The organism is Pseudomonas sp. dw_358 (genome assembly GCF_018449655.1).
GTDB lineage: Bacteria > Pseudomonadota > Gammaproteobacteria > Pseudomonadales > Pseudomonadaceae > Aquipseudomonas.
The window spans coordinates 139018-161361 of record NZ_JAAVUX010000002.1; the positions used below are offsets into that span (position 1 = coordinate 139018).

At 63.7% G+C, this 22344-nt stretch carries 25 protein-coding genes; 7 read left to right on the forward strand and 18 right to left on the reverse strand.

Going from position 1 to position 22344, the window contains the following annotated elements:
* Positions 1 to 6 precede the first annotated feature (6 nt).
* Together HB675_RS04125 and HB675_RS04130 are read left to right on the forward strand one after the other, a co-directional pair.
* Complete coding sequence (locus tag HB675_RS04125; RefSeq protein ID WP_213875947.1) at positions 7 to 834, forward strand: ion transporter; 828 nt, start codon at positions 7 to 9, stop codon at positions 832 to 834.
* A gap of 94 nt (positions 835 to 928) precedes the next feature.
* A complete protein-coding gene (locus HB675_RS04130) occupies positions 929 to 1930 on the forward strand; it encodes a sulfate ABC transporter substrate-binding protein (RefSeq protein ID WP_213875949.1) in 1002 nt (333 codons plus the stop codon).
* Between the two features lie 72 nt (positions 1931 to 2002).
* On the opposite strand, the gene HB675_RS04135 is transcribed toward HB675_RS04130, so the two are convergent.
* The 11 genes from HB675_RS04135 to ccmA form a co-directional block, all read right to left on the reverse strand.
* Positions 2003 to 2623, reverse strand: a complete 621-nt coding sequence (locus HB675_RS04135) for a DUF5666 domain-containing protein (protein ID WP_213875951.1) — start codon at positions 2621 to 2623, stop codon at positions 2003 to 2005.
* A 68-nt stretch (positions 2624 to 2691) separates the two neighbouring features.
* Positions 2692 to 3099: a hypothetical protein gene (locus tag HB675_RS04140; protein ID WP_213875953.1), complete on the reverse strand. Its 408-nt coding sequence runs from the start codon at positions 3097 to 3099 to the stop codon at positions 2692 to 2694.
* 10 nt (positions 3100 to 3109) lie between these two features.
* The gene (gene ccmI, locus HB675_RS04145) at positions 3110 to 4309 is read right to left on the reverse strand and encodes a c-type cytochrome biogenesis protein CcmI (RefSeq protein WP_213875955.1); all 1200 of its coding nucleotides are present in this window, start codon (positions 4307 to 4309) and stop codon (positions 3110 to 3112) included.
* Positions 4306 to 4809 carry a cytochrome c-type biogenesis protein gene (locus tag HB675_RS04150; protein WP_213875957.1) on the reverse strand — a complete coding sequence of 168 codons (504 nt, stop codon included), beginning with the start codon at positions 4807 to 4809 and terminating at the stop codon, positions 4306 to 4308. The genes ccmI and HB675_RS04150 overlap by 4 nt, the downstream gene beginning before the upstream one ends.
* Complete coding sequence (locus HB675_RS04155) at positions 4806 to 5342, reverse strand: DsbE family thiol:disulfide interchange protein (protein WP_213875959.1); 537 nt, start codon at positions 5340 to 5342, stop codon at positions 4806 to 4808. The genes HB675_RS04150 and HB675_RS04155 overlap by 4 nt, the downstream gene beginning before the upstream one ends.
* Positions 5339 to 7327: a heme lyase CcmF/NrfE family subunit gene (locus HB675_RS04160; RefSeq protein WP_213875960.1), complete on the reverse strand. Its 1989-nt coding sequence runs from the start codon at positions 7325 to 7327 to the stop codon at positions 5339 to 5341. Before HB675_RS04160 ends, HB675_RS04155 begins: the two co-directional genes overlap by 4 nt.
* On the reverse strand, positions 7324 to 7767 hold the full coding sequence (gene ccmE, locus HB675_RS04165; protein ID WP_213875962.1) for a cytochrome c maturation protein CcmE: 444 nt from the start codon (positions 7765 to 7767) through the stop codon (positions 7324 to 7326). Before ccmE ends, HB675_RS04160 begins: the two co-directional genes overlap by 4 nt.
* Positions 7764 to 7940 carry a heme exporter protein CcmD gene (ccmD, locus tag HB675_RS04170; RefSeq protein WP_213875964.1) on the reverse strand — a complete coding sequence of 59 codons (177 nt, stop codon included), beginning with the start codon at positions 7938 to 7940 and terminating at the stop codon, positions 7764 to 7766. The genes ccmE and ccmD overlap by 4 nt, the downstream gene beginning before the upstream one ends.
* Positions 7937 to 8713: a heme ABC transporter permease gene (locus HB675_RS04175; protein ID WP_213875966.1), complete on the reverse strand. Its 777-nt coding sequence runs from the start codon at positions 8711 to 8713 to the stop codon at positions 7937 to 7939. Before HB675_RS04175 ends, ccmD begins: the two co-directional genes overlap by 4 nt.
* A gap of 47 nt (positions 8714 to 8760) precedes the next feature.
* On the reverse strand, positions 8761 to 9429 hold the full coding sequence (gene ccmB, locus HB675_RS04180) for a heme exporter protein CcmB (protein WP_213875968.1): 669 nt from the start codon (positions 9427 to 9429) through the stop codon (positions 8761 to 8763).
* Complete coding sequence (gene ccmA, locus HB675_RS04185; protein WP_213875970.1) at positions 9426 to 10046, reverse strand: cytochrome c biogenesis heme-transporting ATPase CcmA; 621 nt, start codon at positions 10044 to 10046, stop codon at positions 9426 to 9428. Before ccmA ends, ccmB begins: the two co-directional genes overlap by 4 nt.
* Before the next feature lie 176 nt (positions 10047 to 10222).
* Between ccmA and HB675_RS04190 the strand changes: the two genes are divergently transcribed.
* From HB675_RS04190 to HB675_RS04210, 5 genes are all read left to right on the forward strand, one after another.
* Entirely contained in the window at positions 10223 to 11833 is a 1611-nt protein-coding gene (locus HB675_RS04190) for a flagellar hook-length control protein FliK (protein WP_213875972.1), read from the forward strand.
* Complete coding sequence (locus tag HB675_RS04195) at positions 11830 to 12144, forward strand: EscU/YscU/HrcU family type III secretion system export apparatus switch protein (RefSeq protein ID WP_213875974.1); 315 nt, start codon at positions 11830 to 11832, stop codon at positions 12142 to 12144. Before HB675_RS04190 ends, HB675_RS04195 begins: the two co-directional genes overlap by 4 nt.
* Before the next feature lie 94 nt (positions 12145 to 12238).
* A complete protein-coding gene (locus HB675_RS04200) occupies positions 12239 to 15007 on the forward strand; it encodes a DUF6543 domain-containing protein (RefSeq protein WP_213875976.1) in 2769 nt (922 codons plus the stop codon).
* Positions 15008 to 15219: 212 nt separating this feature from the next.
* A complete protein-coding gene (locus HB675_RS04205) occupies positions 15220 to 16308 on the forward strand; it encodes a M4 family metallopeptidase (protein WP_256737463.1) in 1089 nt (362 codons plus the stop codon).
* Entirely contained in the window at positions 16308 to 16616 is a 309-nt protein-coding gene (locus HB675_RS04210) for a protealysin inhibitor emfourin (protein WP_213875978.1), read from the forward strand. The genes HB675_RS04205 and HB675_RS04210 overlap by 1 nt, the downstream gene beginning before the upstream one ends.
* Before the next feature lie 52 nt (positions 16617 to 16668).
* On the opposite strand, the gene HB675_RS04215 is transcribed toward HB675_RS04210, so the two are convergent.
* The 7 genes from HB675_RS04215 to motD all read right to left on the reverse strand — a co-directional run bounded on the left by HB675_RS04215 (position 16669) and on the right by motD (position 22344).
* The gene (locus HB675_RS04215) at positions 16669 to 17337 is read right to left on the reverse strand and encodes a response regulator (protein ID WP_213875980.1); all 669 of its coding nucleotides are present in this window, start codon (positions 17335 to 17337) and stop codon (positions 16669 to 16671) included.
* The gene (locus HB675_RS04220) at positions 17337 to 18728 is read right to left on the reverse strand and encodes an ATP-binding protein (protein ID WP_213875982.1); all 1392 of its coding nucleotides are present in this window, start codon (positions 18726 to 18728) and stop codon (positions 17337 to 17339) included. Before HB675_RS04220 ends, HB675_RS04215 begins: the two co-directional genes overlap by 1 nt.
* Before the next feature lie 116 nt (positions 18729 to 18844).
* Positions 18845 to 19237: a DUF2802 domain-containing protein gene (locus HB675_RS04225; RefSeq protein WP_213875984.1), complete on the reverse strand. Its 393-nt coding sequence runs from the start codon at positions 19235 to 19237 to the stop codon at positions 18845 to 18847.
* Positions 19238 to 19717, reverse strand: a complete 480-nt coding sequence (locus HB675_RS04230) for a chemotaxis protein CheW (protein WP_213875986.1) — start codon at positions 19715 to 19717, stop codon at positions 19238 to 19240.
* 22 nt (positions 19718 to 19739) lie between these two features.
* Positions 19740 to 20588 (reverse strand): CheW domain-containing protein, encoded by an 849-nt coding sequence (locus HB675_RS04235; RefSeq protein ID WP_213875988.1) that lies wholly within the window; start codon positions 20586 to 20588, stop codon positions 19740 to 19742.
* Positions 20588 to 21376 carry a ParA family protein gene (locus tag HB675_RS04240; protein WP_213875990.1) on the reverse strand — a complete coding sequence of 263 codons (789 nt, stop codon included), beginning with the start codon at positions 21374 to 21376 and terminating at the stop codon, positions 20588 to 20590. The genes HB675_RS04235 and HB675_RS04240 overlap by 1 nt, the downstream gene beginning before the upstream one ends.
* 101 nt (positions 21377 to 21477) lie before the next feature.
* Positions 21478 to 22344: a flagellar motor protein MotD gene (gene motD, locus HB675_RS04245; RefSeq protein ID WP_213875992.1), complete on the reverse strand. Its 867-nt coding sequence runs from the start codon at positions 22342 to 22344 to the stop codon at positions 21478 to 21480.

Consider the following 22344-nt stretch of genomic DNA (forward strand, 5'->3'; position numbering starts at 1 on the left):
GCCGTCATGAACAATCCTATTGCCACCTGGCGCCAGCGCCTTTTCGTTGTCGTGTTCCAGACCAACACCCGCGCCGGCCGAGCCTTCGACCTGGCCTTGCTGGTGATCATCCTCGCCAGTCTACTGGTGGTCATGATCGACAGCGTCGAAAGCGTGCACCAGCGCTACGCCGATCAATTCGCCTGGATCGAGTGGGGCTTTACCTTCATCTTTGCCGTGGAATATCTGCTGCGGCTGTTCTGCTCGCCAAAACCGCTGCGTTACGCCTTCAGCTTCTATGGGCTGGTGGACCTGCTGGCGATCCTGCCCGGGATCATCGCCATCTTCTACAGCGATGCGCAGTACCTGATGGTGGTGCGCATGGTGCGCATGCTGCGGGTGTTCCGGATCCTCAAGCTCAGCCCCTACCTGATGCAGGCCGACTACCTGTGGGCGGCGCTGCGGGGCAGCCGGCAGAAGATCATCGTGTTCCTGCTCAGCGTGTCCACCCTGGTGGTGCTGTTCGGCACCCTGATGTACGTGATCGAAGGGCCGGAAGACGGCTTTACCAGCATCCCCAAGGGCATTTACTGGGCCATTGTCACCTTGACCACGGTGGGCTTCGGCGACATCGTGCCGAAGACCGCACTGGGCCAGATGCTCTCGTCACTGGTGATGATCACGGGTTATTCGATCATTGCCGTGCCTACCGGGATCTTCACCGCCGAGCTGGCCAATGCCATGCGCGGCGAGGAACTGGAGCAGGACTGCCCGTCCTGCAAGAAGCCGCGGCACGAGCCCGGCGCAGCGTTCTGCTCACGCTGCGGCAGCCATCTGTTTGCAAAAATGGAATAAGGAAAGTGTTTTTCCGTCTGCCCGGCCTGCGGCGCCGGGCTGGCATAATGCCCGCACCCACGCTTCCCATAACAACAGCAAAAGGATTTTCGCAGTGAACAGACTCCTCAGCGCCTCGTTGCTGGCCGCCGGGCTCGGCCTCGCCAGCTTCGCCCAGGCGGCCACGCCGCCGTTGCTCAACGTCTCCTACGACGTGATGCGCGACTTCTACAAGGACTACAACGCCGCCTTCCAGAAACACTGGCAAGCCGAGCACAACACCCCCATCACCCTCCAAATGTCCTTCGGCGGCTCGAGCAAACAGGCACGCTCGGTGATCGATGGCCTGCCGGCCGATGTCATCACCATGAACATGGCCACCGACATCAATGCCCTGGCCGACAATGGCAAGCTGGTGCCGGACAACTGGGTCACCCGCCTGCCCGACCACAGTGCGCCCTTCACCTCGGCCACCGTGTTCATCGTGCGCAAGGGCAACCCCAAAGGCCTGAAGGACTGGCCCGATTTGCTCAAGGACGGCGTGCAGGTGATCGTGCCCAACCCGAAAACCTCGGGCAACGGGCGCTACACCTACCTGTCTGCCTGGGGGTACGAGCTCAAACATGGCGCCACCGAGGAGCAAGCCAGGGACTTCGTCGGCCAGCTCTTCAAGCAGGTCCCGGTACTGGACACCGGCGGCCGGGGTGCCACCACCACGTTCATGACCAACCAGATCGGCGACGTGCTGATCACCTTCGAAAACGAAGCGGAAATGATCGCCCGGGAATTTGGCCGCGATCAATTCGAAGTGGTCTACCCCAGCGTTTCTGCCGAGGCCGAGCCGCCGGTCAGCGTAGTGGACAAGGTCGTCGACAAGAAAGGCACCCGTGCCGAGGCCGAGGAATACCTGAAATACCTGTGGTCAGCCGAGGGGCAGGAGATTGCCGCGCAGAACTACCTGCGGCCGCGGGACCCGGCGGTATTGGCCAAGTACAGCGACCGCTTTCCCAAAGTGGACTTCCTCTCGGTAGAGAAGACCTTTGGCGATTGGCGGACAGTGCAGAAGACCCACTTTGCCGATGGCGGGGTGTTTGATCAGATTTACAGCGGGAAGTGAGCCGAGATCGCGTAACGACAACCACCGACCGCCCACGCGGCCGGTGGCTGCCCTGACCGGATCAAAAACCCATTACATCGGCGGCGAAACCCCATTCTCTCCAGCCGACACCTGCGAAGCCGTCAAACTGCCGTCATCGGCCTTCTTCGCCGACACAATGATCTTCACCCCTGGCTTGAGCAGGCTGCGATCCCCCGGGACGATGTTGACCACCGGCACGTCATCCGGCACCACCACTTTCTTCTCGCCACCTTTGTAGTTCAGGGTCATGGTACGGCCGTTGCTGGTGACCAGGTCACCCACACTGCCGTTGGTCATGGTGCTGTTCTTGCCCAGGTCGAAGGCTCGGTGGCCGTCACCGGTGCCGGCCATGGCGGGCGGGAACACGTGGACCTCCAAGGCCTTGAGGGTGCCGTCCGCTTGCGGGATGGCGGCGGTGCCGACGTAGCTGCCGGGCTTGATGTCGGCGATGTTGGCCAGGGTAATGCCTTGGTATCGGGTGTCCGGGCTCAAGCTGACGCTCAAGTCCTGGCCTTTGTTGGTATGCACCTTGAGGGTGTCACCGTCGATGGCCGTGATGGCGCCGCGTACCCGCATGGCCTGGGGGTCGGCTGCCTGGACGTTGGCCACGCAAAGGAGCAGGGCGGTGGCGAGGATGGAGCCTTTCAAGAAGCTGGCGAGGGGCGTGTTCATGGGGCAGGCATTCCTTTTCTGATCAGATCACAACATTCAGGGTGCCGCTGGTGGCCTCTATCCAGCGATCACGGGTGCAGGCGTCCCAACCCCGGCGGTACGCCGGTGGCATCGGTACTCTGCCAGGGTCCCTGGGGGCTGGTGGACCAGCTCCAGCCATTCGCCCAGTGGTAGTAGGTGCGCTGGCGGTAATAGGTGTCAGCCTGATCTTCCAGCACATAGACCCCCAGTTTGGGGTCCCAATGGCTGGCCCCACCCGGTGGCGGCGCAAAGCTCACCGAGGTACGCGGCATGGGCTTGGCGGCCGGCGCGGTCATCGGCGCCGGTGCGCTGGCCGGCGGCGTTCCCGATGGCAGGGTATGCATCGGTGGCAGCGCCGAGCCTTGCTCATGCCGGGGTTGCACGGCACAGGCGCTCAGCCCCAGTACCAGGCCAAGCAGGCTGCTCTTGAAGGTAAAACGGACAATCGCGGACATGCACAGGTCTCTAATGGTCAGGGCTGTCGATGGTCAAGGACTGCAGGGCGCTGCTGTTGCTGGGCACCGTTTCGCCCCGCGCAATCCATTCACCCTGGGTCGGCTGACCCGCACGGGACACCCGCGCCATCAATTGGACTTCACCGAAGTTGGACAGTTTCAAGCTGGGCATCATCGCGTCACTGTCGCTCAACTCCACCTCACGGGGCAGGTCGGCCACCGTCAAGCGCTTGACCGCCAGCGGCATGGGCGGGCCGGACACCGCGCGGGCGAAGACAAACACACTGTCCCCTGGCGCGACCTTGCTGCGCAGAGCCTCACTGAGCTGCACATGGACTTTCAGGCTGGCGGTCTGGGCCACGGGCGCCGCCGTCGGGTGCCCGCCTTCTGCAACCAGGCGGTCCCGGGCCTTGTCGATACCGCCCTGCAGGGAGGCGCGGGAGGCATCGCTGGGCGGCAACAGCGCCAGCAGACGCTGCCAATAGTCGATTGCCTGCTGCCAGCGTTGCCCCTCGAACGCGGCGATGCCCAGCAGCCCCAGGCTGGTGGCTTCACGCGGGTCGTCTTTCAGGGCTTCGTCGGTGAGGCTCTGGATCTGCGGCGTCCAGTGCTTGTCCCCGGCAAAATACAGCGCCTGGGCCCATTGCCCGAGCAGTTCCGGCTGGCGTCCGGCGAGGTTGGCCGCGCGTTCGAACAGACGCGCCGCGTCGGCCGGACGGTTTTGGGTCATGTAGCTGCGGCCGAGAAAGTACAGGCCCTCGGCCGAATCCGGCTGGGCGACCACCGCACGCTCCAGGCGCTGGGTCATCTGCTCCATGGAGGTGGGCGGCTGGGAAAACTCCTCGGTCAGCTCGACCTTGTCGCTGGCCCCGAAATGCAGGTACAGCCCCAGCGCGAGCACCGGTACCGCCACGGCGGCCAGCAACGGCAAGGCTTTGCCCAGATGGGACGGGGCGACGGGCGCGGCGTTCTCGGTGTCGGTGAGCAATTCGCGCGCTGCTTCGGCCTGGCCAGCCTCCAGCTGGGCGGAAGTGAGCACGCCGGCCTCCAGTTGCGAGCGCAACTCGGCCACCCGCTCCTGATACAGCGCGACGTTGAGCGCGGTACGGTCTTCTTCGGGTTGGCTGCGACGGGCGCGCAGTACGGGGATCAACAGAAAACTCAGGGCAACCAGCAACAACAGCCCTGCGGCAAGCCAGAAATCGGTCATGGGTGCTCTTTATTCTTCAACGGGTCCGAGGGCGCAACGTCAACGCGCAGCAATTGCGCCAGGCGCGCACGCTGCGCGCTGTCGAGTTCGGTCAGGGGGACGGCGGGCTGGCCGCGACGGCGACGCACGATGAACCCGATCACCACCAGGCCGATGACCAGCAAGCCCGCCGGGCCGAACCACAACAGGCTGGTACGCGCGTTGAGTGCCGGCTTGTAGCGCACAAACTCGCCGTAGCGGTCGACCATGAAGTCGATGATCTGCTGGTTGTCCTTGCCTTCACCGAGCATGCGGTAGATTTCCCGTCGCAGGTCAGCGGCAATCGGCGCGTTGGAATCGGCGATATCCTGGTTCTGGCACTTGGGGCAGCGCAGTTCCTGGGTCAGGTCACGGTAGCGCGCACGCTCGGCTTCGCTGTTGAATTGATACGTGTCGATCGCGGCATGGGCTACACCGGCCAGCCCGACGCTCAGCAGCACGGCTGCACACCAGCGCCTCATCGTGCGGCCTCGTCCAGCAATGCCTGATAACGCGGAGCGACCTTGTCGCGCCAGGTTTGCTCATCGATGGCGCCGACGTATTTGTCGCGGATCACACCCTTGGCGTCGATCAGGAAGGTTTCCGGTGCGCCGTAGACACCCAGGTTCAAGCCCAGGCTGCCGTCCGGGTCGCTGATGATCTTCTGGTACGGATTGCTCAGGTCGCTCAGCCATTTCAGCGCGGCGTTGTTGTCATCCTTGTAGTTGATGCCATAGATCACCACGCCCTGCTGTGCCAGCTTGTTGAGCACAGGGTGCTCCTCGCGACAGGCGATGCACCAGGTGCCCCAGACATTGACCAGCGCCGGCTTGCCCAGCAGTGCCGTCTGGGTCACCGGCTGGTTGCCCTGCACGGTGTTGAGGGCGAACGGCGGGAACGGCTTGCCGATCATCGCCGAGGGCAGCTCGGACGGGTTGAGGTACAGCCCGCGATAGAGAAACACCGCCATGAGCAGAAACAGGCCCAGCGGTATCACCAACAACCAGCGCTTCATGCTGCAGCCCCCGACAAACCCAGGACATCCCGGACCTTGGCCCGAACCTTGACCCGATAACGCTGATCCAGCGCCGCCAGGGCGCCGCCCAGAGCAGTCAGCAGGCCGCCGAACCAGATCCAGCGCACGAAGGGCTTGACGTGAATGCGCACTGCCCAGGCGCCGTCGGGCAGCGGCTCGCCCAAGGCCACATAGAGGTCACGGGTAAAACCACCGTCGATACCGGCTTCGGTCATCATCGACTGCTGCACGGTGAACAGGCGTTTTTCCGGGTGCAGTAAAGTGACCTGGACGTTGTCCTTGAGCACGCGCACGGTGCCACGGTCGGCGGTCCAGTTAGGGCCTTGCACGTGCTGGGAGCCTTCGAAGATGAAGTGGTAACCGGCCAGGTCGACGCTGTCCCCGGGCGCCATGCGCAGGTCGCGCTGGGCGCTGCTGTTGCTGGACAGGACGACGCCCAGCGCACAGACGGCGATACCCAGGTGGGCCACTTGCATGCCCCAGTAGCTGCGGGTCAGGCTGCGGGCGCCCTTGAGCAGGCCTTTGTGGCGGGTCTTGTCGAACAGGTCACGCACACCGGCCAACAGCACCCAGGCGGCCAGGGCGAACACAGTCAGCACCTGCCAGTCGAAATGGTCCACCAGCAGGCCGCCGATGGGCGCCAGCACGGCACTGGCGATCAGCACCGGGGTGAGCATGCTGCTCAGCCATTTCACCGGCGTGTCTTTCCAGCGCACCAGCACGCCTACGGCCATGACCACCATCAGCAGGCCCATCAAGGGCACGAACAGGGCGTTGAAGTACGGCGGGCCCACCGACAGCTTCGCGCCGCTGATGGCGTCCACCGCCAGCGGGTAGAGAGTGCCCAGCAGAATCATCGCGGCCGCCACCACCAGCACCAGGTTATTACCCAGCAGCAGGGTTTCACGCGACCACAGGTTGAAGCCAACCTGGCTTTTGACCACCGGCGCGCGCAGGGCGAACAGGGTCAGCGAGCCGCCCACCACACAGAGCAGAAAGATCAGGATGAACACGCCACGGGACGGGTCCGAGGCGAAGGCGTGCACCGAAGTCAGCACCCCGGAGCGCACCAGGAAGGTCCCCAGCAGGCTCAGGGAGAAGGCAGCAATCGCCAGCAACACCGTCCAGCTCTTGAACACGCCGCGCTTCTCGGTGACCGCCAGCGAATGGATCAGCGCGGTGCCTACCAGCCAGGGCATGAACGAGGCGTTTTCCACCGGGTCCCAAAACCACCAGCCGCCCCAGCCGAGTTCGTAATAGGCCCACCACGAGCCCAGGGTGATGCCCAGGCCCAGAAAGCTCCAGGCGACGATGGTCCATGGCCGGCTCCAGCGCGCCCAGGCGGCATCCAGCTTGCCGCCCAGCAAGGCGGCGATGGCGAAGGCAAAGGCCACGGAAAAGCCGACGTAGCCCATGTACAGCATGGGCGGATGGACGATCAGGCCGGGGTCCTGCAGCAGCGGGTTGAGGTCGGCGCCGTTGACCGGGATCTGCGGCAAGACCCGGGCAAAGGGGTTGGACGTGAAGATCAGGAACAGCATGAAGCCGGTGCTGATCATGCCCATCACTGCCAGCACACGGGCCAGCATGTCGCGGGGCAATTGCCGAGAGAAGATCGACACGGCGAAGGTCCAGCCACCGAGAATCAACGCCCACAACAGCAAGGAGCCTTCGTGGGCGCCCCACACTGCGCTGAACTTGTAGTACCACGGCAAGGCGCTGTTGGAGTTCTGCGCCACATAGGCCACCGAGAAGTTGTCGGTCATGAAGCTGTAGGTCAGGCAGCCATAGGCGAACAGCAGAAACGCAAACTGCCCCCAGGCGGCCGGCTGCGCCAGGCTCATCCACAGGCGATCGCCGCGCCAGGCGCCGATCAACGGAACGGTGGCCTGGACCAGGGCAAAACACAGCACCAGGATCATCGCCAGATGCCCCAGCTCCGGGACAAGCAGTTGCAGGTTCATCGCGTTGCTCCCAGCTCGCCGCTGTCCTTCAAGGCCTTGGTGACCTCCGGCGGCATGTATTTTTCATCGTGTTTGGCCAGCACTTCATCGGCTACTACCACACCGTCGTCGTTGACCTTGCCCAGCGCGACAATGCCCTGCCCTTCGCGGAACAGGTCGGGCAGGATACCGCGGTAGGTCACCGGCACTTCATGCTTGAAGTCGGTGACCACGAAGCGCACGTCCAGCGAATCGGCCGAACGCTGCAGTGAGCCCTTCTCCACCATGCCGCCAGCGCGGATGCGCGTGTCGCGGGGCGCTTCGCCGCTGGCGATCTGGGTCGGGGTGTAAAACAGATTGATGTTCTGGCGCAGGGCACTGAGGGCCAGACCCACGGCAACGGCCACGCCGGCCAGCAGGCCGAAGATGATCAACAGACGTTTCTTGCGCAGCGGGTTCACAGCGGTTTCTCCCGGCGCAGACGACGCGCCTCTTCTTGCAGGTAGCGCCGACGTGCCAGCACCGGCACCGCCACGTTGACCACCACGGCCAGCAAGCACAGGCCATAGGCCGACCAGACATACAGGGCATGGTGACCCATGGCGAGGAAATCGCCGAATGAAGCAAATGTCATCGTACGTCTCCTCGCCCCAGCGCCTGCTGGATTTCTTCCTTGACCCAGCTGCTGCGCGCTTCGCGTTTGAGCACTTCAAGGCGCATGCGCAACAGCAGCACGGCACCGAAGAAACAGTAGAAGCCCAGCACCGTGAACAGCAGCGGCAACCACATGGCGGCCGGCATGTCGGGGGCGTGGGTAAAGGAGAAGGTCGAGCCCTGGTGCAGGGTGTTCCACCATTGCACCGAGAACTTGATGATGGGGATGTTGATCACGCCGACGATGGCCAGCACCGCACAAGCCTTGGCCGCGCTGTCGCGGTTGCTGATGGCCTGGCCGAGGGCGATCAGGCCGAAATACAGAAACAGCAGGATCAGCATCGAGGTCAGGCGCGCGTCCCAGACCCACCAGGCGCCCCAGGTCGGCTTGCCCCAGATGGCCCCGGTGGCCAGCGCCAGGGCGGTCATCCAGGCGCCGATGGGCGCGGCGCACTGCACCACGACGTCGGCGATCTTCATTTTCCAGACCAGCCCGACCACGCCGGCCACGGCCATCAGCACATAGCAGGACTGCGCCAGCATGGCCGCCGGCACGTGGATGTAGATGATGCGAAAGCTGTTGCCTTGCTGGTAGTCAGGCGGCGCGAAGGCCAACCCCCAGACCACGCCGATGCTGATCAATAACGCGGCGGCAACACTGAACCACGGCAACAGGCGACCACTGAGGCCGTAGAACCATTTGGGCGAACCGAGCTTGTGAAACCAGGTCCAGTTGAGCGTATTGCTTTTCATCAGGGCACATCCCGTTTCTGGCGGCCCGTCTGTGGGGCCCGTCCAGGTTATTCGCCGACGCTGATCTTCAGGCCGGCGGCTGTCGCAAAGGGTGTCAGGGTGACCGCCAGGGCGGTCAGGCTTCCCAACCAGAGCAGGAAACCGGTAGTCGGCAGGCCTTGCAGCGAGGCCTGCAGGGCACCGCTACCGAGGATCAGGACCGGAATGTAAAGCGGCAGGATCAGCAGCGCCAGCAGCAGCCCACCACGCTTGAGGCCCACGGTGAGGGCCGCACCGACGGCGCCGAGCAGGCTGAGCACCGGTGTACCCAACAGCAGGGATGCCAACAATACCGGGATGCTCGCCGCTGGCAAGCCCAACATGACCGCCAGCACGGGCGAGACGACCACCAATGCCAAGCCAGAAAACAGCCAATGGGCCATCACCTTGGCCAGTACCAGCCAGGCCAGCGAATGGGGTGACAGCACCCACTGCTCCAGCGAGCCGTCTTCAAAGTCGCTGCGAAACAGCCCGTCCAGTGACAGCAGCACCGCCAGCAGCGCCGCCACCCAGATCAGCCCCGGCGACAGGGTGCGCAGCAACTGCGCCTCCGGCCCGACTGCCAGGGGAAACAGGGCAATGACGATGGCAAAAAACACCAGAGGATTGGCCAACTCGGCCGGTCGACGGACCAGCAGCAGGGCTTCACGGCGCAACAACAAGGTAAACACGCTCATGCCGCTACGCGCCCCAGGTCCAGTTCACGGTAGCCGGAGGGCAAGTGCGAGAGGGTGTGATGGGTGGTCAGCACCACCGTTCCACCGGCTTCGCAGTGCTGAGCGAGGTGCTGTTCGAGCTGTGCCACGCCTTGCTTGTCGAGGGCGGTGAAGGGTTCGTCGAGGATCCACAGCGGCGGGCTGTCCAGGTACAGCCGGGCCAGGGCGACGCGGCGTTGCTGACCGGCAGACAGGGTGTGGCAGGCCACGTCCTCGAAACCGCGCAGGCCCACCGCCTCCAGCGCCTGCCAGATGGCGGCGCGGCTGGCAGGTCGGTGCAGGGCAGTGAGCCAAGCGAGATTTTCCTCGGGGCTGAGTAGATCCTTGATACCGGCGGCATGGCCGATCCACAGCAGTGACGCCCCCTGCCCGGCCAGCGCGGCACCTTCGAGCAGCACCTGGCCGTCGGTCGGCGCCATCAGGCCGGCCAGCAGCCGCAGCAGGCTGGTCTTGCCGCTGCCGTTGGGGCCGCTGACTTGCAGCATGGCGCCGGCGTGCAGGCTCAGGTCGAGCTGTTCGAACAGTAGCCGGCCATCACGCTCGCAGGTCAGCGCACTCGCTTGCAGAAGAGGGGTCACAAAAATACTGCCTTGATTCTTTGAAAAGGGTCATTCAAGTTTGAGGTTCGCAGGCCGATAGTCTGCCATGAATCTGTATACAAACCACGCATCACTTCTGGGCAGATGCCGCGTCATGGCGATTTTACGCATCACCGACAACGGCCAGGGCAGCAATTTCGACAGGTTTGCCGCAGATGACAAGTGAAATTACCAGCATTGCGCCAGCATCGACTCCGGCGACGGTCACCGTACCGACGGCCGTCACGGCAGCTGTGCGCAATGCCGCGATGACCAGCGAGTTGCTGCAACTCGTGCAACCGGAAGCCGTCGTGGCCACCGGCGAAACGGCGCCAGGCCAGGTGCTGGACCTCAAGCAGGCCGGGCAGGCCTTCGAGGTGCTGTTGCAAGTGACCCTGGCCAGCGGCCGTCAGACCACGGTGCAGACCACCAGCAACCAGCCACTGCTGCCCGGCACCCAGGTGAGCGTGTCCCAGCCCACGACAAACAGCCTGGCGATCACGGTGCAGCAGGCGCACGGTGACGCGGTGGCCAGCCTGACCGAAATCGACACGGCCCAGCTGCCGGTGGGCACACTGCTGCAAGGCAAGGTGGTCACCACCCAAGTGATGCAGCCCGGGGTCTGGCGCTCGCTGGTCACGCTGCTGAACACCCCTCAGGCCGGCGCCATCCTCACCTTGGACAGCCCGCAGCCCTTGCGCCTGGGGAGCCTGCTCAGCGCCCAGGTGCAAGGCAGCCAGCAATTGCAGTTCGTGCCTTTGAGCGGCCGCCTCGACCAGTTGGCCGTCTCCCAGCAACTGGCCGGCCAGCAAGCCCGCCAGGCGTCGCTGCCGAGCCTGCTGGCAGCCATTGCCAGCTTCCAGCAAAGCCAGGCAGCCGCCTTGCCGGTCGATGCCAATGACACCCTGACCACCTTGTTGGCGAACCTGCCGCAGCTGCCAGACATGGCCGACCCCAGAGTGGTCGCCCAAGCGCTGCAAGGCAGCGGCACGTTCATGGAGCCGGCATTGCTGGCCGGCCAGGCGGCCGCACTGCCAGCGGACCTGAAGACCACCCTGTTGCGTCTGGTCGCCCAACTCACGCCGCTGCTTGCGGCCAACAGCAGTTTCAACCCGTTGGCGAGCAATGCCGCCGCCTTGCTGGCCCAGAACCTGCCAGGCTACGTGCGCAATGCCCTGGGCATGCTCGGCCAGGTCAGCGCCAAGGCGCAACCGGTGAGTTTCCCGCTGACAGCCCGGGTGCTCGGCAGGACCGAGGGCGAGACTGACGTCGAAGGTCTGCTGCGCCTGGCCAGTGCGGCCATTTCCCGGCTGCAGAGCCATCAGCTGTCTAGCCTGGAACAGACCGGCATCAACGATCAGGGCCGCCTGCAGACCACTTGGCAGCTGGAAATTCCCATGCGCAATGCCCAGGACTTCGTGCCCTTGCAGGTCAAACTGCAACGCGAAGACCTGCCCGACGACGACGCCCCGCCCCAGCGCGAACATTCGCGCGAAGCCCGCGAGGCCCCGGCGCAGGCCAAACTTTGGCGCGTGGAGCTGGCCTTCGACCTGGAACCCCTGGGCCCGCTGCAAGTGCAGGCGCAGCTGTTGCACGGGACGCTCTCCAGCGACCTCTGGGCCGAACGCGCGCACACCGCTGAGTTGATCCATACCCAGCTGGGCGAGCTGCGCAGCCGCCTGCTCGACTGCGGCTTGAACGTCACCGACATCAATTGCCACCAAGGCGTGCCGCCCCGTGGCCCGCGCACCCACCTCGAACAACGCTGGGTAGACGAAACCGCATGACCGACCGCACGCCCCGCCAGGCCATCGCCCTGAGCTACGACGGCCACCAGGCCCCGACGCTCACGGCCAAAGGCGACGACGAACTGGCCGAAGCCATCATCGCCATCGCCCGCGAATATGAAGTGCCCATCTATGAAAACGCCGAGCTGGTGAAGATGCTCGCGCGGCTGGAACTGGGGGACAGCATTCCGGAAGAGTTGTATCGGATCATTGCCGAGATCATTGCGTTTGCATGGCGGTTGAAGGGCAAATTTCCCCAGGGGTTTGTGGAGGAGCCAGTGGGGGTGGAGCGGGACATCACCCCGCGCTGACTGCGCAGCCAACCCATCACTATCTACCACCGTCCCGCCGTCATCGTGCGGATCATGGCCGCGCACCAGTCAGGTGCCTGAACAGGCCATGCCCATGAAAACCCTCCCCCGAAACGCCGAAACACAGGCTTTCATTGCCCAGACCCTGCAGCCTTTCCCGCGCCCGGACCAGGCCGCCGCCGACGCCATCCGCCATTGGGCCAGGGATCGCGGCCTGGACCTGAACCCGGACAAAGTCGATGCCGTGACCCTGTACTACCAGCTCAACGAGCACGGCTGGGTGGGCCGGGTGGCGCAAAAAATGACCCTGACCCAGGCCGTGCTCGCCAATTGGCAAGGTGAATCGACCAATAACCTGGTGGGCGCGGTCTTGCACGAGGCCTGGGCCGGCGCGCCACCGCCGCAGGCCATCACCCTCGTCGACCAATTGCACCAGCAGGGCCTGTTTCGCTACGGCGATGACTATCAGGTGTACAACGGGCTTTATCGTCAGACCGTTCCTGCCAAGTACAGCCGCGTCAACCACGTGAAGATCCCGGCTGAAGATTTTCAGCGTTTTATCTGGCAGCTGGATTTCAAGACGCCTTACAAAGCGGACCTCAAGGCGTTCTGGACAACCGGCATCGAACACTACCGCCTGGCGTTGAAAGCGGCCTTTCTCGGCGCTTGCAACCAGCAACTATTGGCCGGCAGTTTGAGCGAGGCCGGCAAGCAGCTGGCCTGGCAGGCCGCCGGGATCAAGCCCATGCCCACCTGGCGCAGTCTCGGCTTGCGCAAGCAAAAAAAGGAGGTGGTGCAGGTGTCGGCGCTGGATGTCTACGGCTATGTCAGCAGCGACATACTCTATCTGCGCAACAACGCCAGTCAGTTGACCTTGCTTTACATCCCCGGCAATTCGTCACCAATCCACGAGTTCAGCAGCCCAGCGCACATGAAGGCCTGGTTAGCCAGCCAGTGCCAAAGCGGCGAAAAACGCGAGGCACTGCAACGTCACTTTCAACTGAGCGACCTGGAGGACGGTACCGATTTCAGCGGGCTGCGCACCGCGTTGCTGGGCTTGGGCCTGTACCCGGAACCCCATCAGCTGGACCCCAACCGCTACGAAGGATTTGCCACCAGCGGGATCTGGGACCCGCAGACCATCATCAACTACCGCGACAGCCACTACAGCCAGCCGATCAACGACGACCTCTTCGAGTCGGCCGCCCAGCGTCAGAAGAAGCGCTCTTATCAGGACGCGGACTTCATCATCACCAGCGACAGCAGTGTCACCAAAGCCCGCTGGCGCGGGTATCTGAATTCGGCTATCAACACCCTGGCCCCCCTGGCCCTGCTGGCGCCGGAATTGGCGCCACTGCTGGCCTTGGGTGGCACGGCCCAATTCGGGCTGGCGCTGGACCAACTGCTGCAAGCCCAGACCCAGGAGCAACGGCTGGAAGGGATCGAAAATCAGGTCTTCGGCGTGCTCAATGCCCTGCCTCTGCTGGAGTCGGTGCAGTCGGTGGCGCCTGAACTGCTGCGCATCGAGCGGCCGGGCTTCAATCCGCCCCATCGGATCAACGGCCAGATCGGCTATCCACTGAGCCCTCCAGGAGCGCCGCGGCTACCGCAAGATCTGGAAGCGCTGGCGCCCTTCTTCCCCGCCGACAATGCCGCCCAACCGCTGCCGGGCGCCGATCCGCAAGTGGCCGGGGCAATCATCCGCGAGCACTCATTCAAAGGGACCGCCGATAAGCTCGTCGGGCAATTCGACCACTACCTGGCAAATTTTGATTACAGCTATGAACTCAATGCCTTCAGGGCTGTGCGTACCCAAGATTATTATGTTGCCCCCACTGATCCAGGGACCTACATGGTGCCGCTCACCGAGCTGACCCGCGTGGTCAGCGACGAGCAGCGCCTGGCCACCCTCAGGGCCCTCGGCGTTCGGGTAAAGCTTCCGGTGAATTACACCGCGATGCACGCCGCCCATGCCACGGCCATACCGAAAAAAGTCTCGTGCATCTGGACCGGGCGCAAGATCATGGGGGAGGACTACCTGGAGAGCCTGGCCAACAACGCCTCGCTGCTCAAGGACAGTCAGTACCGCCAGCAACTGTTCCTGTCTACCGCCTCCCCCGAGGCTTACGCCACCAATTACCGCAACATCAAGGCCGTAGCCCCCACCTGCACGATTCACCCGCTGGAGCAGCACCCGGCCTTCACCGACTTTGCTGCCAGCCGCTATTTCCCGCAGTACCAGGCGGCCCTGGCCGGCAACGGCGGCGTGGCCATCAACGAAGCCTCGGCCACCGACATCCTGCGCTACCGGATCCTCAAGTGGGAGGGTGGCCTGTACATGGATTGCGACGATTTGATCCTGCTGCCCGGTGTCCCGGCGCTCAATGGCGAGCCGGCGCAAGCCATCGACCAGGTCGCCTTGAACACCGATGAGAGCGGACTGCTGGTGAGCTATCCGGTGTCCGACCAACGCATGGGTATGTACGTCAAATGCAACAACAGCCTGCTGGGCAGCCACCCCGGCAACCCGCTGTTGGACCGGATCAGCGATGAAATCCTCGCCCGCTACGGCCGCCATCCCGACTTCTATAACAGCAAGCCGGACAAGGCCCTGGACCTGCCGGCCCATCAGCGCTGGTGCAAGGCACTCAGCCACATGACCGGCCCCGACGTGCTCAATGACATGATCGACCAGCACCTGCCGGCGCTCAGCCAACTGCGGGAAATCTGCGCCTGGTTCGGCGTGCCGCGGGTCGATCTGTCACCGGGGCCGATTGATCCGGCGGCTTATGAGCAGGCCGTGTTGGCGAACATGCCGCTGACGCTGTTTGCGCGGATCAACAGTGCTTCGAGTTGGGAGTGACCGCGCCCGATTTTTGTCAGTGAGGATGGCACTGGAGATTACGTCGCAGTGCCCCATCCGGCGGGGAGTTGACTCAGATAGATACCATTCCCCGCCACGGCACCCTGCCTGCGAAAGAGGAGTCTATTAGAGCGTTCGCGTGCAGTGGGCACAGTCGTCGCGAGTAGGGTGATCTACACTCAATCTCCAGTCGCCAAGGAAAGGACATCCCCATGACCACCCACCCTGCCCCCGACAGCCCTGCCCGCCGGCCGCAAAGCATCATCCCGCCGTACATGCTCGAACACATCAGCGAGCATGCCGACGGGCCGGTGCGTGACAGTGCGAAGAAGACCCTGGAACACGTGCGCACGGCCATGGCCATGCCCGCGAAAACCGAAGAAGGCGCCATCAGGCCGCTGTTGGCGGTGGTGCCCCCGGCCCATGTCCCGGGGGTGGTCCAGCGCACCATCTACGACGCCAGACACCTGGGCACCCTGCCCGGCAAGCTGGCGCGACGGGAGGGTCAGGCCGCACCCACTGGCAGCTCCTCCTACAAAGCCACCAATGAAGCCTACGACTACCTGGGCGCCACTTACGACTTCTACTGGAAGGTGTTCCAACGCGACTCGCTGGACAACAAGGGCCTGGCGCTGACCGCCTCGGTACACTACGAAGAGAACTACCCCAACGCCTACTGGGACGGCAAGCAGATGGTCTTCGGCGATGGCGACGGCAAGCTGTTCAACCGTTTCACCTATGCCATCGACATAGTGGCCCACGAACTGACCCACGGCGTGACCGAAAGCCAGAACGCCCTGCTCTACATCGAACAGTCCGGCGCCTTGAACGAGTCGATGTCGGACGTGTTCGGCGCGATGGTCAAGCAATATCACCTGCAGCAGAGCGTGGACAAAGCCGACTGGATCGTCGGAGCCGGTCTGCTCTACAAAGGCATCAACGGCAAGGGCCTGCGCTCGATGGCCGCACCGGGCACCGCCTACGACGACCCGCAGTTGGGCAAGGATCCGCAACCGGCGACCATGGCCGGGTTCGTCAGCGCCCGGCCGGACAATGGCGGCGTGCACGTGAACTCGGGGATCCCCAACCATGCGTTCTACCTCGCCGCCCTGGCGCTGGGTGGGCGTTCATGGGAAACGGCAGGCAAGGTCTGGTACCAGACCTTGTGCGACCCGAGCCTGTCGCGCACGGCAAACTTCGATGAGTTTGCCCAGTTGACGATCCAGCATGCCAAATCCACTTTGGGTGCGAATCAGGCCGGCCTGATCGAGACCGCCTGGAAAACCGTCGAGGTGCTGTGATGGAACCGCTCAACGCATTGCATGCCGATACTGTGCTGGAAGTGGCCCATGAGGGTGGCGTGGCTTATGTGCCCAAGCTCAATGCGCCCCGGCGTATCGAGCTGGCCCATCTTAATGATGAAGCACGCCAGCACATCTGCGAGCTGATCAATCGGCTGTTGCCGTTTTCGGTGCAACCCGAGACGGCGGGCAGTGGCGACCAGCGCTATTTTCGCCTGGAGGTGCGCGGGGCACAATCGCTGGTGCTGACCATTCCCGAGGCCAAAGTGCCAACCGGGTTGGTGGAGTTATGGCGGGGTGGGCAGTAGGGGATGACAAGGGCGTCGGTCCGGCAGGATTGCGCGGTGAGGCCAGCACTGATCAAACCTCCAGGCAATACCCCACGCCATAGATCGAGCGAATCGGGTCATCGCCGGGCGCCGCGGTTTCCAGCTTGCGCCGCAGATTCTTGACATGGCTGTCCACCGTGCGGTCGGTGACCACGCGGTGGTCATGGTAGAGGTGATCCATGAGCTGCTCGCGCGACAATACCTGCCCGGCCCGGGCCTTGAGCGCCGCCAGCAGCCGAAACTCCACGGGCGTCAGTTCCAGCGCCACGCCGTTGAGGCTCGCTTCGTAGCGCTGGGTGTCCACCGTCAGGCCGCTGCGCTCGTGCGGCTGGACCTCGGCCGAGCGGCGCAGCACCGCCTTGACCCTCGCCACCACTTCCCGCGGGCTGAAGGGCTTGCAGACGTAGTCGTCGGCACCGGCTTCGAGACCCAGCAGACGGTCGATCTCCTCCACCCGCGCGGTCAGCATGATCACCGGCAGTTGGCTGAAGCTGCGCAGTTCGCGGCAGATGTCCAGGCCATCGCGGCCGGGCAGCATGAGGTCGAGCAGCAACAGCGCAGGCGGCGCGCGACGGATGGACGGGATCACCCCAAGCCCTTCGGCCAGATGCTCGACCTCATAGCCCGCCGCCCGCAGGTAATCGCCCAGCAGCATTGCCAGCTTGGGCTCGTCTTCTACCACCAGAATGCGCGTCGTCATCACAGACGCTCCAACGCGGGCAGGCGCAATGTCAGCCACAGCCCACCGAAAGGCGAACCTTGAGCCGATAACTCGCCGCCATGGACCTGGGCGATGCCACGGCAGATCGCCAGGCCAAGCCCGGCCCCGCCGCTGCTGCGGCTTCGGGAGTTTTCCACGCGGTAGAAACGCTCGAACAGGCGCGTCTGCTGCTCTGATGGCACACCGGGCGCGGTGTCCTGAAAGTCGATGCACACTTTGTCGTCGAGGCGGCTGATGCGCAGGTTGACCGAGCCGCCGGCATCGGTGTAGCGCAGGCTGTTTTCCAGCAGGTTGTAAAACAGCTGGACCAGCTTGGCATCGTCGCCGAGGACCAATAACGGTTCAGGCCATGACAGCAGGTGCAGGCTCAACTGACGCTCGGCAAACCGTGTGGCGTAAGCGTCCACTGCCATCCCCAGCAAGGCGCCCACGTCAACCGGATCGCGGCGATAGGCAGGGCCGCCCAGTTCGGTCACCGACAGTTCGAACAGGTCGTCCACCAGCTTGCTCAGCGCCATGACCTCCGCTTGCAACGAGCGCAGCGCCTGGCCGTCCATGACGCGGATGCCGTCCTCGATGGCTTCAAGCTCCGCCCGCAGGATCGCCAGGGGCGTGCGCAGTTCATGGGAAATATCCGCCATGAAGCCCCGACGCTGCTGCTCGTTGCTGGCCAGGGTTGCCGCCATGCGGTTGAAGTCGCGGGCCAATTGCGCGGCCTCGTCGTTGCCGGTCTCCGGCAAGGCAGTGGCGTAATCACCCGCCGCCAGCCGGCGGGTGGCCAGGGCCACTCGCTTGACCGGTTGCAGCAATTGATGGGTGATCCACCAGGCGATCACCCCGGACACCAGCAGACAGACCAGGCCAATCAGCAGGCTGGAGCGGATCTGATTGAGCTGGAAGCGGCTGTCACCCGTGGCGCTGACGGTTTCGAAAGGCGTCATCGCCAGCCAGCCGACCACCTGGCTGTCATGGGTGACCGCCATCAGCACCGCGTGCTGATCGAACTCGGTGTAGCCGGCGATGTAGTGGTGCTGATTATCAAGCAGGCTGAAGCGCAGGAAGGCGCCGGTCAGGTCAGACACTGGCGGCGTGCCAGGGTAATGATTGGTCTGCCCGGGGCGCAGTTCGGGACGGATCAGTTCGAACCAGCCATGGCCGTTGTTGCGCAGGTAATCCCAGTTGCCGTGATCGCTCCAGGCCTGCTCGAAGCGCGGCAAGGTGGTTTGCAGCCGTTCCACCGCCTGCTCGTTGAGGTACCCCAGAAAGCCATGGGTGAAACTCAGGTAGGCCGCAAAGCCCATCGCCAGCACCGCAAAGGTACAAAGCGCCTGGACGGCGACGAAGAGTTTGCTGGAGAGAGTCAGTTTCATGGCGCAGGCATTGTATTCGCTAAAGCGACATTAACCGCGCTATGCGTCGGGGACACAAGGGTGGGCGGCCAATCTCCACAATGTCTGCACAATGTGGCGGTCAGCACGCCGTTGCCTCACCCCCTGTGCAACCGACTCATCAACTCGGCCTCTGCCTGGGTCAAGCCACAGGCCTGTGTCAACTCGTCGATGGAAGCCCCCATGCTCACCAGCTTGGCGGCCTGGTTAAACGACAGGCTGTCCGGGTCGCGCTGTTGCAATTGCTCGAGCTTGTCCGGGAGCGGGGCCACCACGGCGCGTAGCTCGTGCAGGGCTTCGCCCATGCGCACGGTGCCGTTCTGGTAGGCGTCGACCCGCTTGCTCAGCTCGCGCAGACGCTGATCACGAGCAATGCCGTCGGCCTCCTGCTGGGCCCACAGACGCTTCTGTTCACGGGTGTGCGTCAGAAACAACGCGACGGTGCCGACCCAGAGCACGGCCAGCAGCACCACCCCCACCTCGAAGATCAATCAGATGTTCTCCAGATCGGACCACTCTTCCTCGGACATCATCTTGTCGAGCTCCACCAGAATCAGCAGTTCGCCGTTCTTGTTGCACACGCCCTGGATGAATTTGGCCGACTCGTCATTGCCCACGTTGGGCGCCGTTTCCACTTCCGATTGGCGCAGGTAAACCACCTCGGCGACACTGTCGACGAGGATACCGACCACTTGCTTGTCAGCCTCGATGATGACGATGCGGGTGTTGTCGGAGACATCGCTGGGGTGCAGGCCGAAGCGCTGGCGGGTGTCGATCACCGTGACCACGTTACCGCGCAAGTTGATGATGCCCAGCACGTAGCTCGGCGCGCCCGGCACCGGCGCGATCTCGGTGTAGCGCAGCACTTCCTGGACCTGCATCACGTTGATGCCGTAGGACTCGTTGTCGAGCTTGAACGTCACCCACTGCAGAATCGGATCTTCGGAACCTTGCCCAGACGACTTCTTCATAACCCTGACCCCTTGTTGGTATTCATCTTTTTGGTTTGCCGGCGGTCTTGCTGACAGGCGCGGCAGCCTGCATCTGTTTCACGGCACCGCTGGCGATCAACTCGGCCAGCTCTGCCACATCCAGCAGCGCACACATGTGTTCGATCACGGTGCCCGCCAGCCATGGCCGTTGGCCTCGCTGGGGGCGCCATTTTATTTCATCGGGGTCCAGACGCAGCGAGCGGCTGACCTGATGCACCGCCAGGCCCCATTCATAGCCCTGCACGGAAATCACGTATTGCAGGCCTTGCTGAAAATCGTCGCGGTAGCGATCGGGCATGACCCAGCGGGCCGTGTCCAGCACCTTGAGGTTGCCCATCTGGGTTGGCAGGATGCCAAGAAACCAGTTGGGCTGACCGAACAGAGGCGTCAGTTCCTGACCCGCGAGCGGGTAGATCGACCCCAGGCACACCAGCGGCACCGCCAGTGTCAGGCCGGCCACATCGAACAACAGGCATTCAAACGGTTCACTGGCCCATTCCGGGCGGCCGTCGAGGGCGGCCGGAGGCTGCGCGGGACCGGCTGGCGCCAGATGTACCTGAGCCACGGGCTCGACCGGGGCGAGTTCCGGCACCGCCATCGGCGCGACGCTGTCGACGACCGGCTCAGGGATCGGCATCGGTACCGCAGCCACCACCTTGACGGGCTCCGCGGCGATCACCTTCTCCAGCAACGCATCACGGGCCTGCTCTTCGCGCACGGCGGCGGCAAAGTCATCCAATGGCGCCTCGACAGGCGTCTCGACGGCTTCGGTGGCTTCCTGCAACAAGCCATCCAGATAGGACTGCAGGGCCTGCTTGGGCCGGGTGGCGATATCGACAGGACGACTCATCACGCCACCTGCGTTTGCAGTTGCTGGGCCAGCAAATGCTTGAGCAGCGCCCGATAAGCCAGCACCGAACGGCATTTGGGGTCGAACGCCGACGGCGTCTGCCCGGCCCGGCTGGCGTCGCGCAGGCGCGTGTCCACCGGGATATAGCCCTGCCAGATGTGCTCGGGGTATCCATCGCGCAAGGTGCGCATGGTGGCCATCGACGCCTGGGTGCGACGGTCGAACAAGGTCGGGATGATGCTGTAAGGCAACGGCTGCTTGCGCGAACGGTTGATCATCTCCAGCGTGCTGACCATGCGTTCCAGGCCCTTGACCGCGAGAAACTCGGTCTGCACCGGGATCACCAACTGCTGGCTGGCCGCCAGCGCGTTGACCATCAGCACACCGAGCAACGGCGGGCTGTCGATCAGCGCGTAATCGAAATCCTGCCACAGCTGTGCCAGACTCTTGGCGATCACCAGGCCCAGGCCGCTCTGACCCGGCGACTGGCGCTCCAGGGTGGCCAAGGCGGTACTGGACGGCAGCAGGGAAATACGCTCGTCACTCGTGGGCAGCAGCAGCTGGCGCGGCAAACCTTCGGGGACATGGCCCTTGTTCAGGAACAGGTCGTAACAGCTGTTTTCAAGCTGATCGGGGTTGTGGCCGAAATAGCTGGTCATCGAACCATGGGGGTCGAGGTCGACCACGACCACGCGCTTGCCCGCTTCGGCCAACAGGCCAGCGAGGGCGATGCAAGTGGTGGTCTTGCCGACGCCACCTTTTTGATTGGCTATTGCCCAGACTCTCATCGTGGTGCTTTTCCTCCCGGAGCGGCAGCCCGGATCAAAGATCCGGCCCCTACCGAGACAGTCGTTCCAAGTTGATGTAACAGTGCCGGGGTTTTGACGGCTCAGGCCCCAGGTGACCGCTGTACAGGCGACGGTGCAGTTTGTGTGCCAGTTGCCCTGCCCACCGGCTTGATGATCGGCGGCGGTTGACTGCCGGTACTCCCCGCGCCGGTCAGGGCGCGGCGTACATCCAGGTTGCGGGAAATCACCAACACCACGCGCCGGTTGCTGGAACGCCCCTGTGCCGTGGCATTGCTGGCAATGGGTTGAAATTCACCATAGCCCACCGAGGCCATACGGCTAGGGTTGATGCCGTCGGCGGCCATCATGCGCACGATGCTCGACGAGCGCGCCGAGGACAGTTCCCAGTTGGTCGGGTACTGCGAGGTACGGATCGGCTGATCATCGGTGAAGCCTTCGACATGGATCGGGTTGTCGAAGGGTTTGATGATCTGCGCCACCTTGTCGATGATGGTGAACGCCTTGTCGCTGGGAATCGCGTCGCCGCTGCCGAACAGCAGGCCGGACTTGAGTTCGATCTCGATCCACATTTCGTTGCCGCGCACGGTCAACTGATCGGACTTGATCAGGTCGCCAAAGGCATCGTTGACCTGGTTGGCAATGCTTTGCAGCGGCGTGATGGGCGATGAAATGGCCGCATCCGGCTGATCGCTATCCTTGACCAACTGTTCAGTGGGCTTGGTAGTCAGCACGTGCTCGTCGCCGATGGGGATCGGCTTGACGCTGCGCTCCGGGTCGTTGAACACCCCGACCAGAGCTTGGGAAAGCACCTTGTACTTGCCTTCGTTGACCGAGGAGATGGAGTACATCACCACGAAGAAGGCAAACAGCAGGGTGATGAAGTCGGCGTAGGACACCAGCCAACGCTCATGGTTTTCGTGCTCTTCGTGGCGACGTCGACGGGCCAT